Origin of the sequence: Amycolatopsis sp. cmx-8-4 (assembly GCF_046548675.1) — a bacterium.
In the GTDB taxonomy this organism is placed as follows: Bacteria; Actinomycetota; Actinomycetes; order Mycobacteriales; family Pseudonocardiaceae; genus Amycolatopsis.
Window position 1 is genome coordinate 1 of sequence record NZ_JAEBDZ010000065.1, and the last position, 10,705, is coordinate 10,705.

Genomic DNA, 10,705 nt, shown 5'->3' on the forward strand with positions numbered 1-10,705 from the left:
GACGTCCGCGAGTGGATCAAGGACTGGAACGAGGACCCCAAGCCGTTCGTGTGGAAGAAGACTGCCGAAGAGATCCTCGACTCGCTCGCCCGATATATCTCACGAATTTCCGGCGCAGGACACTAGTACCGCGACGTGGTCGCGCGGCTAAGATCGACATCACGGTCGGAGGAGCCGCTTCCTGTCACTGGTCACCACCGGGAGGACGTCGTGCGGATCGGCGAACTGGCGGCACAAGCCGGGGTGAGCGTGCGTTCCCTGCGCTACTACGAACAGCAGGGTCTGCTCACCAGCACCCGCAGCACCAGCGGGCAACGGCACTACACGGACGACGAAATCGAGCGGGTGGCCTTCATCCAGCGGCTGTTCGACGCCGGCCTGTCCAGCCGCACGATCGCCGAGCTGCTGCCCTGCGTCGAGTCCCCCAGCGAGGGCAACTCGGACGCCGCGTTCGCGCGGATGCAGCAGGAACGCGACCGGCTGACCCGGCACATCGCCGACCTCGTCCACACCCGTGACTCGCTCGACGGGCTCCTCGCCGCGAACCGGGCCCACCGCGCGTCGCTCCGGGCGGTGGTCGGCAGCTGATGCGGTCCGCCGGTGGTGCTCAGTGCGATTCGACGAGGTCGGCCATCCGGTCGAGGGTACGGCGCATCGCCCCGCGCGCGGCCTTCCGGCCACGGGCCTGTTCGATCTCGGCGGCGCGGCACCTGTCCTGACCTCCCCCGCGGGACGTCAAGGCGCCGGGTGCTCGCGGGCGGACCAGGCCGCGGGCACGATCGCGATGAGGATTCCGGCGACGGCGATCGTCAGGGTCGCGCGCGTGCCCGTCGACTCGGCGAAGACTCCCGCGGCCAGTGCGCCCAGTGGCATGGTTCCCCAGATGAGCACGCGCATGCTCGTGTGGACGCGGCCGCGCAGGGCGTCCGGGGTCAGGTGCTGGCGGCGGGTCATCACGATCACGTTGTAGGTCGTGCCGCCGGCGGCGTGGATGACGATGCCCGTCGCGGCCAGGGCCAGGCCGAGCGGGCCCGGCTGGGCCAGTGGGAGCAGCAGGTGGGGTGGCCACGTCAGCACCGGCACCAGCCAGTTGGCGCGAGCCGCCCCGAGGCGGCGGGTCCAGCGGCCGGTCGTCGCGGCGCCGATGACGCTGCCCACTCCCGACAGGGCCAGCAGCACGCCCGCGCCCGCCGCGTCCAGGTGCAGGTCGTGCGTGAAGAACAGGATCTCCATGGACATGATGCCCGCGGTGAAGAACGCGGCGACGGAACTCGCGACGGCCAGCGGGCGGAGCTGGCGGTGGCGCACGATGTAGCGGAGGCCCTCGGCGATCTCGGTGCGCAGCCGCACCTCTCGCGGCCGCGGCGGGATCGGCGGCACGTCGGCCCGGACGCGCGACAGGAGCGCGGCCGACACCAGGTAGCCCGCCCCGGTGAGCACCAGCCCGGATGCGGCACCGAGCACGCGCGTGAGCAGGCCGCCGATGCCGGGCCCGGCGGCCGCGGCGACCGACAGGGTGATCTGCAGGCGCGCGTAGCCGGTTTCCAGGTTCTCCAGCCCGATCACGACCGGCAGGTACGCCTGGTAGGCGGCGTCGAAGAACACGGTCGCGACGCCGACGAGCACCGCCGTGACGAGCAGCTGCCCGAAGTCCAGCACACCGGTCCAGCCCGCGACCGGAAGCCCGAAGAACAGCAGGGCCCGGACGACGTCGGCGCCGACGAGCACCGCGCGGCGGCGGCGGGTCCGGTCGATCCAGGCACCGGCGGGCAGGCCGATGACCAGGAACGCCACGGTCTCCGCCGCGGTGAGCAGGCCCATCTGCAGCGGCGTGGCGCCGAGGGTGGTCGCGGCGAGCAGGGGCACCAGCGCGGTCGCGGCGGCGGTACCCAGCTGGGAGGCGGCGTCCGCGGTCCACAGGAACCGGAACGCGCGATGCCCGCGCAGCCCGGCCGCCGACGTGTCCGGCGAGGCGTCGGTCACGGGCTCGGCCGCACCGGCGGGACCACCCGGCCGGGTGGCGGACGCCGATCCGCGTGGTAGGGCAGCACGACGGCGTACCGGTCGTCCAGCCGCAGGGCGAGCTGGTGCGCCGCCAGCTGGTCGACGAGATCCGCCGCCGCGCCGTCGGCCGGTGGCCGGTCCGTGCCGGCCAGGGTCCGGAAGGTGTCGACCCAGCCGGCCTCGACGTGGACGCGGTTGATCGGCCCGCCCGGACGGGTGTCGTGGATGAGGACGAACCCCGGGCCGTACCGGTAGGTGCAGCTGCCGACGTCGTGGGCGGCACGCCAGCCGCGACCGAGCTCCCCGTCGTCCCGTGGTGGCGGCAGGTGGCACAACGCGCGTTCGGGAACGGTGTCCGGCAACGGCTCCCGCAAGGTCCAGTCCACCGGGACGAACGCCGCCGCGGCGGTGGCGAGCAAGCGCACCATCGTCGCGTCGCGGTGCGCGCACTCGCCGAAGGCGAACGGCTCCGGCAGCCGCAGCCGCTGCGCACGCGCGGCCAGTCCGGCCACGACGAGCAGGGCGCCGCCCGGATCGGCGTCGATCCGGCCGAAGTCGAGGTCGACCGTTTCGGGCCACGCCGGGTGCGGAGCGGACAGGGTACGCATGCGGCTCCTCCTCAGGCGGACGGCGTGAGCACCGACAACGGCAAGTGGGCCTTCCCCGCCACGGCGGGTGAGGTGGCCAGGGTGATCCACACATCGCCGTCGGTGAAGACCAGGCCGGCCTCCCCGAGCCGGCGAAGCCAGTGGTCGAAGTCGTCCGGGTCCCAGTCGTGGTGCTGTTCGTGGTTCAGTTCGGCGAGGACCCGGAGCGGGGCGCGACCGGTTTCCAGCGCTCGCCAGGCCGCGATTTCCCGCGGGTGCTCGAGCACGTGGTCGACCGGCGCCCAGCCGTGGCGCCGGTCCCGGATCACCACGACGTCGCCGATGCTCCGGGCGATCAGCGCACTGCCCGCGTAGCCCGCGGTCCACGCGGCCAGCGCGTCGACCAGCGGCGCGACCTCCTCGGCCGTGAGTCCCTGGTCCGGGGTGTCGAAGGAGTAGACGAGCTCGGCGAGCCGCTCCGGGTCGTCGATGTCGTGGACGAAGCGCACCCCCGCCGCCGGGCGACGCTCGGTGAAGCCGTGGCGCGGGTCGTCGAAGTTCGGCGAAAACCGTTGCAGGGCAATCCGTGCCGCACCACTGGGCGGTTGCAGGTGCACCAGGGCGGGCAGCTGGGCCACGACCGCGGCGTAGTCCGCCGCGCGTTCGCCCGGAAACCCGTACAACCAGTTCCAGCTGACGGTGAGCCCGGCCGAGGCACCGTCGCGCAGCATCCGCACGTTGTGTGCCCCGCGGACGCCCTTGCGCATCCGGCGCAGCACGTCGTCGACCAGGCTCTCGACGCCGGGCTGGACGTCCCACACCCCGGCCGCCCGCAGCGCGGCCACGTCCTCGATCCGCGCGTTGGCCTTGATCTCGTAGTGGATGCGCAGGTCGTGGCCGGCGCCGGCCAGTTCCGGCAGCGCCGACCGGTAGAACTCGTTCGGCAGGATGTTGTCGATCGTGGTGACGTCGAGGATCCGGTGCCGGCGCACCAGCCCGAGCACCTCGTCCACAAAGGACCCGGCGGGTTTGGCCCGGTAGGTCATCGCGGTGCCGTTGAGGCCGCAGAAGACGCAGTGGTGTTTCTCGCCCCACCAGCAGCCGCGGGAGGACTCCACGACCAGCTCCGGTTCGACGCGGGCCGCGACGGAGGCGGGAACGGCGGCGAACCAGTCGTCGTAGTCCGGTGTCGTGATCGACGTCGGCGGGACCAGCCGGGACGGGACCGGACTGACCCGGGTGGCGCCGTCGTCGGCCCGCCAGCACAGCTGGGGCACGTCGTCGAGGCCGTCACGGGTTCCGGTCGCGTCGCATCCGGCGAGAGCCCTGAGCAGTTTCGGAAAATTCACGTCGGCCTCGCCGCGCAGGACATAGTCGACGAACGGGTACTCCCGGTGCAGCGCCACGCCCATCGGGCCATCGGTCGAGTAGCCGCCGACCAGGATCCGCACGCCGGGTCGCCGGTCCTTGATCCGCCGGGCGACCGCGAGGCTGGCGATGGTCTGGCTGAAGGTCGCGCTGAAGCCGACCAGTTCCGGCTCGCGGGCGAGAATCGCGTCGGCGGCCTGATCGGTGAATTCGTCCGCGAGGTCGCGAACCGCCGCGGCGACGCGGAAGGGCAGGCCGACGCGGCGGGCCAGATCCCGCATGCCCGCATAACCGAAACCGGGTCCGTTGAGCGCGCCCGCGAAGATCCATTCGCCGAGCGAATGGTGGAACCCGGTGTCCGCCATTTCCGCGTAATCGCCCACGGTCAGACCGGCCCGCAGCATCATTTCGGCGAAAGCGAGACTGCCGTGGTAGGAAACCGGGACCGGAAGTCCCTCCCGCGCGCACGCCGCACGCAGTACGCCGAGCGCGAGGGAAGGACGGTGCAGCGAGTGCCACGGCATCGACACCAGGCAGGTGCGGGGACCGAGCCCGCGGGGCATCGAACCGCTTGTTCGGCCGGTCAGCGCGGTTTCGCGGCGGTCGAAACGGCGTCGGCTTTTCCGGCTTCGTTGTACATGGTCACGCCGCGGCCGGTGCCGGCGTGTTCGTCACGTTCGGCCAGGCGTGTCACGGTGAGCGCGGACGTCGGAGCGGCGGTAGGCCGAATGCCACGGCCGGCATCGGAACGCTCGTCGGATTCCGCGAGATTCGTCATCGTGGGCGCGGCAGCGGGTGTGGATGTCATCTTTCCCCCTCGTTTCGACACGAATTCCGAAACTTGGTGACGCACCGGCGAAGTCGTCCGCCGGCCGCCTCGAAACTACAGGGTAAATCCCGCAAGCCTCGTCGGTAAAGCGTTTCCTCGACGGTCGATCCACCTTCGTCACCGAACCAAGGGCCGAAGGAGACGTTTCCTGGTTCCGTGCGCGCCGCGGGCCCGGACGGTGGCCATCGCCGAGACCTTCGGAGCGGGTCAGCCGTCGGAGACCGGCGCGGCGGCCTCGGGACTGTGGGCCACTCGGCGCAGCTCGGCCCGAGGATGGTCGCGCCCGTACGCGAGCTCACCGCTGCACACGGTTGCCACGGCGCCTCGGCAGCCGGCCCTCAAGATACCGACATTCGGCGGTAGATAGACGTCCGACTTGTCTGCTTCGATCTCTCCAAGAGCGTTTTACAACGTTGTAAAAATGAAGGGGATCTCGCTGATGAGAAGAGCCGCTTCCGTCCTCCTCGCCATGCTGGTGGTGCTGGGCGTGGCGTCGGGAACGCCGCCCGCAGGTGCCGCCGAGCCCGTGCACGGCCTGAAGGCCGAGTACTTCACGCCGTCGTCGCCGGACGCGCACGACTTCGCCAACCTGGCCGGCACCGCGCTCGACTCGGAGGTCGACCACCCGGACCTGACCTCGGTCTTCGGGTTGGTCACCGGGCGCACGGAGCACACGACCGCCCGGTGGACCGGGCAGATCGCCGTGCCGCAGACCGGCGACTACACGTTCTACGCCATCGGCGACAACGGGTTCCGGCTGTTCATCGACGGCGCCCCGGTGATCGACCACTGGGTCGGCGACTGGGACACCGAGCAGACCGGCGCGCCGGTCACGCTGACCGCCGGCAAGCAGTACGACTTCAAGCTGGAGATGTTCCAGGACACCGGCGGCGCCAACATGTTCCTGCGCTGGTCGAGCGCGGCCATCGCGAAGCAGATCGTGCCGCTGTCGGCGTTCACGCCGCCGGCCGGCTACCAGGTCGTGCCGCGCACGGCGGAGGTGTCCCAGGACGGCCGCACGCTCACGGCCGGCTTCGACGGCCGCGTCTCGGGCTCGAACGACTTGAAGGACCATCTGCGGATCGACGTCGACGCGACGCCGATGCCGGTCTCGCTCGTCACGGCGAACCGCGACCGGGTCACGATCCGGCTGGCCGAGAGGGTCCTGAAGGGCCAGCGAGTCAGCGTCTACTACGACGGCGCCGGCGCGCTCGCGGTGAACGGCACGAAGATCGGCAAGGTCATCCGCAGTGCCGCGAACGCGTCGACGGAACGGCTCCGGACGACGTGGGGCGAGAACGTCGACACGCGCCACCCGTTGCCGGAGTACCCGCGGCCGCAGCTCGAGCGCGACGAGTGGGTCAACCTCAACGGCCCGTGGGAGTTCTCGGCCGCCCAGGAGGGCCAGCAGCCCACGTTCGGCAAGCGGCTGCCCGAGAAGGTGGTCGTGCCCTACCCGATCGAGTCGCAGCTCTCCGGGCTCGAACGGCACGAGGACCACATGTTCTACCGCCGCACGGTCACCGTCCCGCGTGACTGGAAGATCGGCGGCGGGCAGCGCCTCAAGCTCAACTTCGGCGCGGTCGACTACCAGGCCAAGGTCTGGGTGAACGGCAAGGTCGTCGCCGAGCACACCGGCGGCTACACGGCGTTCAGCGCCGACATCACCGACGCGCTCAAGCGCGGCGACGAGCAGGAGATCGTCGTCGCCGTCACCGACACGACCGGCCCGTACCAGCCCAAGGGCAAGCAGTCCCCCAACCCCGGCGGCATCTTCTACACCCCGTCGTCGGGCATCTGGCAGACGGTGTGGCTGGAGCCGGTGGCGGACAGGGGCATCGACGAGATCAAGACGACCCCCGACCTGACCACCAGCTCGCTGGCGCTGAACGTCAAGTCCGCGGGCACCGCCACCGTCACGGCGGTCGCCAAGGACGCCCGCGGCCGGCAGGTCGGCACGGTCAGCGGACCGGCGAACGCGAACCTGAAGCTGGCCGTGCCGAACCCGCACCTGTGGACGCCGGACGACCCGTACCTGTACCAGCTGGAGATCAAGCTGGGCGGCGACAAGGTCAAGAGCTACTTCGGCATGCGGTCCACCGGCATCACGAACGTCGGCGGCGTCCCCAAGCTGACGCTCAACGGCAAGCCGTACTTCTCCCTGATGCAGCTGGACCAGGGCTTCTACCCGGACGGCCTGAACACCGCGCCGAGCGACGACGCCCTCGTCTTCGACCTGAAGGCGCAGAAGGACCTCGGCTTCAACGCCGTCCGCAAGCACATCAAGGTCGAGCCGGCCCGCTGGTACTACCACGCGGATCAGCTCGGGCTGCTGGTCTGGCAGGACTTCGTGTCCCTCGACGACGGCAACAACCCCGCGGCGCAGCAGGCGTGGCTCAGCCAGGGCCTCGAAGAGCTGCACCAGCTGCAGAACTACCCGTCGGTCTACGCCTGGGTCGTGTTCAACGAGGGCTGGGGCGAGTGGGACAAGACGGCCACCGGCCGGATCGCCGACCAGGTCAAGGCCGCCGACCCGAGCCGGATCGTCAACGCCCACAGCGGGGTGAACTGCTGCGCCTCCAAGGGCGACTCGGGCCGCGGTGACGTCATCGACCACCACGACTACAACAACACCGACCCGGCCGCCTCGGACGGCAGGCGCGTCGCGATGGACGGCGAGCACGGCGGCTTCACGCTGCGCACGCCGGGTCACCAGTGGCCGGGTGCGCCGATCGCGATCTACAGCGGCGTGGCGGACAAGGCGGCGCTGACGGCGAAGTACGTCGACAACACCCGCACGTTCTACCTCGGGCAGGCCCGGGCCGAGCTGTCGGCCTCGGTCTACACGCAGGTCACCGACCTGGAAGGCGAGCTCAACGGGCTCTGGACCTACGACCGCAAGCGCCTCAAGGTCGACCCCGGTCCCGTCCGTGAGATCAACCGGCGCGTGATCGAGGCCGGCGCCAATGCGGGCAAGCCCTACCCCTACGCGGGCAAAGGCGAGTGGAACCTCGACGAGCGCAAGGGAACGACCGCGAGGGACTCGAGCGGCGGCGACAACCCGCTGACGCTTACCCCGACCGGTGTGGCGTTCCAGGACGGCGCGCTGCAGTTCACCGGCGGCTCCGCCGACACCTACGGCCCGGTCGTCGACACGACCGGTGACTACACCGTGTCCGCGAAGGTGCGGCTCGACGAGCTGCCCGGCAACTACGCGACCGCGGTGAGCCAGGACGGCCGGGACCGGGAAAGCCCGTTCTACCTGCAGTACGGGCAGGGCGCGTTCGCGTTCAGCACGCCCGGCGGCAACCGGGCCCGGTACGACGTCGTGCCGGAGATCGGCCGCTGGTACGAGCTGACGGGAGTGCGGGCCGGCAACGAGATCCGGCTCTACGTGGACGGCGTGAAGGTCGCGACGGCCCCGGCCGGACCGGCCGTCGCCGGCACCGGCGCGTTCACGCTCGGGCGGGCCAAGTACAACGGCGGCAACACCGACTTCTGGCGCGGCGCGATCGACGACGTCGCCGTGGTCGGCAAGGCGCTGACGGACGCGGAGGTGGGCCAGCTCTCTTGATGCCTCCGGTGTCTTGAACCCGGTGACGCGGGTGCCGCGCGCTCCATCGCGGCACCCGCGTCCGCTCGGCTGTCCGGCACTCGTTGACCACCGCGCTCCGCACTCCGTAGGTTCGACACCGGACGAGGAGGTCCGGCATGAGCCACCTGGTGCGATTCACCGACGGAACCGGCGACACCCGGGTCGGCCTGCTCACCGATGAGCGGCTGCGGCCGCTCGCGGTGACGTCGATGAGTGACCTGCTGCGCCACACCGTGGCGGAGATCCGTGAACTCGTGGAGGCCGCCGGAGAGCCCGTGTCCACGGTCGGGACGCGCCTGCTGCCGCCGCTGGACGGCCGCATGGAGGTGTGGGCCGCCGGGGTGACCTACCAGCGATCCGAGGAGGCCCGCCGCGAGGAGAGTGCCGACGAGGACGTCTACGCGCGGGTGTACCGCGCGGAGCGGCCCGAGTTGTTCTTCAAGTCGGCCGCGTGGCGCGTGGTCACCGACGGCGAGCCGATCGCCGTCCGCGCCGATTCCGCCAACAACGTGCCGGAGCCGGAACTCGGCCTGCTGCTGACCGGTGCCGGGGAGGTCGCCGGGTACGTGGTGGTCGACGACGTCAGCTCCCGCAGCATCGAAGGCGAGAACCCGTTGTACCTCCCGCAGGCCAAGATCTACACCGGTTCGTGCGCGGTGTCGGCGCGGGTGCGACCGGCGTGGGAGGTGCCGGACCCGCTGTCGCTCAGCCTCCGCATGCGCATCCTGCGCGACGGTCACGAGGTGTTCGACGGCGAAGCCGGCACCGCCCAGCTCAAGCGCGAACCGGCCGGCTTGGTCGAGTACCTCTGGCGGGACAACGACTTCCCCGACGGCGCCGTACTTTCGACGGGCACGTCCGTCGTGCCGGGCCTCGATCAAGGGCTGCGGCCGGGAGACGTCGTCGAGATCGAGATCGGCGAGGTCGGATCGCTGCGCTCCCCCGTGGTGCTGGGCGCGGACGAGGTGCGCCGGGCGCTCGCGGCTCGCTGAACCGCACCACGACAGCTCGGGCGGTCGGCGGTCAGCGGTGGACCTGCCACTGATCGTTGGCGTGCACCACGGTGCGGGACAGGTTCGGGCACAGGAAGTTCGCGGTCGAGGAGTTGGAGATCACCGAGGTGTTGCCGGTGCTCGCGGCCTGCCAGGAGCCGTTCAGCTTGATCTTGTAGCTGCTGCTCTCGATGTTCCGGGTGCCCAGCGCTGTGCAGTAGGCCGCGGTGGTGCTGCCGCTGGCGTAGACCTCGAAGATGTTCCAGCTGCGGTTGTCCCGGGACTGGTCGGTGCCCGACTGCGTGTAGAGCACGTCCCACCGGTTGGCGTGGTAGTTGAACAGCGACGAGGTCCAGGTGTTCTTGCCCGCGTCGGTCTGCTCCACCTTGCCGTGGTAGGAGTCGTGGCCGTTGACCGAAGTCACGTAGTTGGTGCGGAAGGCGGCATCGATGTTCACCGACTTGGCCACGTGCACGCCGACGCACCAGTCCCAGGCCCAGACCTGCTTGGCCCCGCCGGAGTAGGCGGTCACCAGCTCCACACAGGAACCGGGGGCCTTCATCGTCGGGGCGTAGAGGGTGTCGCCGGAGACGCTGAGGTCGTTGTAGGCCGCCTGGACGGCGTCCTGCCCGGTGACCGCGCTGCCACCGGTGTAGACGCCCCAGTCGTCGTGGATGCTGGTGGCCTCGGTGCGGTGGCCGGCCTGCCCGGTGCGGATCTCCCGGAACCGGTCGGCCGCGGCGACCTGGGTGGTGCCGTCGACCGCACCGGCCACGGTGGTGCCCGCCGCGGCCATCGAGGCCGGCGCCGCGATCGCGGTGGCCGGCACGCAGAGGAAGACCGCGGCGGAGAGTGCGATGAGGGATTTTCGCATCAGAACTCCTAGTCTGAAAGCGCATCGCCCAGGCTCCGGTCCGGTGCGTGAGCGGGGGCCCGCTCACGCAGGCCGGGAACGCACCCGCCGTCGATGACGCGTGCGAAACTGGCGCACGGGGCCGTGGCCCCGCACGCGGATCAGGAGATGACCTGCTTCAGGCGGTGCTTCTGCGGAAACTCCTTCGACGCATTTCGGGGACCACCTCCGGGGACAGGGAGATATTCACCCACCAGTGTGAGAAGGGTCTTCCCCGTGGTCTAGACTTTCCCCTCAACTTGTCTGATTCCTGTCTCTGCCGCAGACCGTCCACATCGGACCAAAGCCGGCTAGTGTCGTGCGTCTGAGGTTCGTCGACGGGGTCCGGGCGATGCGCCCCAATGTGGCGTTGGGTGCGTTGGACGCACCCAACGCCACATTGGGTGCGTTGGACGCACCCAACGCCACCTTGGGGGG

At 70.6% G+C, this 10,705-nt stretch carries 8 protein-coding genes; 3 read left to right on the top strand and 5 right to left on the bottom strand.

Annotated features, from left to right (window positions below):
* The first annotated feature begins 210 nt into the window (after positions 1–210).
* Positions 211–588, top strand: a complete 378-nt coding sequence (locus tag ACLJQZ_RS48115) for a MerR family transcriptional regulator (RefSeq protein WP_410628395.1) — start codon at positions 211–213, stop codon at positions 586–588.
* 147 nt (positions 589–735) lie between these two features.
* On the opposite strand, the gene ACLJQZ_RS48120 is transcribed toward ACLJQZ_RS48115, so the two are convergent.
* Genes ACLJQZ_RS48120 through ACLJQZ_RS48135 form a run of 4 tightly spaced genes read right to left on the bottom strand, consistent with a single transcriptional unit; the run spans position 736 to position 4,767 of the window.
* The gene (locus ACLJQZ_RS48120) at positions 736–1,983 is read right to left on the bottom strand and encodes an MFS transporter (RefSeq protein WP_410628397.1); all 1,248 of its coding nucleotides are present in this window, start codon (positions 1,981–1,983) and stop codon (positions 736–738) included.
* Positions 1,980–2,612 (bottom strand): DUF5825 family protein, encoded by a 633-nt coding sequence (locus ACLJQZ_RS48125; RefSeq protein WP_410628399.1) that lies wholly within the window; start codon positions 2,610–2,612, stop codon positions 1,980–1,982. The genes ACLJQZ_RS48120 and ACLJQZ_RS48125 overlap by 4 nt, the downstream gene beginning before the upstream one ends.
* A gap of 11 nt (positions 2,613–2,623) precedes the next feature.
* Positions 2,624–4,522 (bottom strand): RiPP maturation radical SAM C-methyltransferase, encoded by a 1,899-nt coding sequence (locus ACLJQZ_RS48130; RefSeq protein WP_410628400.1) that lies wholly within the window; start codon positions 4,520–4,522, stop codon positions 2,624–2,626.
* A gap of 20 nt (positions 4,523–4,542) precedes the next feature.
* Positions 4,543–4,767, bottom strand: a complete 225-nt coding sequence (locus tag ACLJQZ_RS48135; RefSeq protein WP_410628402.1) for a hypothetical protein — start codon at positions 4,765–4,767, stop codon at positions 4,543–4,545.
* Between the two features lie 460 nt (positions 4,768–5,227).
* On the opposite strand from ACLJQZ_RS48135, the gene ACLJQZ_RS48140 reads away from it, so the two are divergent.
* Together ACLJQZ_RS48140 and ACLJQZ_RS48145 are read left to right on the top strand one after the other, a co-directional pair.
* A complete protein-coding gene (locus ACLJQZ_RS48140; protein ID WP_410628404.1) occupies positions 5,228–8,362 on the top strand; it encodes a LamG-like jellyroll fold domain-containing protein in 3,135 nt (1,044 codons plus the stop codon).
* A 137-nt stretch (positions 8,363–8,499) separates the two neighbouring features.
* Positions 8,500–9,375 (top strand): fumarylacetoacetate hydrolase family protein, encoded by an 876-nt coding sequence (locus tag ACLJQZ_RS48145; protein WP_410628405.1) that lies wholly within the window; start codon positions 8,500–8,502, stop codon positions 9,373–9,375.
* Positions 9,376–9,406: 31 nt separating this feature from the next.
* On the opposite strand, the gene ACLJQZ_RS48150 is transcribed toward ACLJQZ_RS48145, so the two are convergent.
* Positions 9,407–10,249 (bottom strand): hypothetical protein, encoded by an 843-nt coding sequence (locus tag ACLJQZ_RS48150; RefSeq protein ID WP_410628406.1) that lies wholly within the window; start codon positions 10,247–10,249, stop codon positions 9,407–9,409.
* Positions 10,250–10,705 lie beyond the last annotated feature (456 nt).

Bases quoted from the DNA above. Each gene is read 5' to 3' on its own strand.
- ACLJQZ_RS48125 (WP_410628399.1), bottom strand. From the start codon at position 2,612: ATGCGTACCCTGTCCGCTCCGCACCCGGCGTGGCCCGAAACGGTCGAC.
- ACLJQZ_RS48130 (WP_410628400.1), bottom strand. From the start codon at position 4,522: ATGCCCCGCGGGCTCGGTCCCCGCACCTGCCTGGTGTCGATGCCGTGG.
- ACLJQZ_RS48135 (WP_410628402.1), bottom strand. From the start codon at position 4,767: ATGACATCCACACCCGCTGCCGCGCCCACGATGACGAATCTCGCGGAA.
- ACLJQZ_RS48140 (WP_410628404.1), top strand. From the start codon at position 5,228: ATGAGAAGAGCCGCTTCCGTCCTCCTCGCCATGCTGGTGGTGCTGGGC.
- ACLJQZ_RS48145 (WP_410628405.1), top strand. From the start codon at position 8,500: ATGAGCCACCTGGTGCGATTCACCGACGGAACCGGCGACACCCGGGTC.
- ACLJQZ_RS48150 (WP_410628406.1), bottom strand. From the start codon at position 10,249: ATGCGAAAATCCCTCATCGCACTCTCCGCCGCGGTCTTCCTCTGCGTG.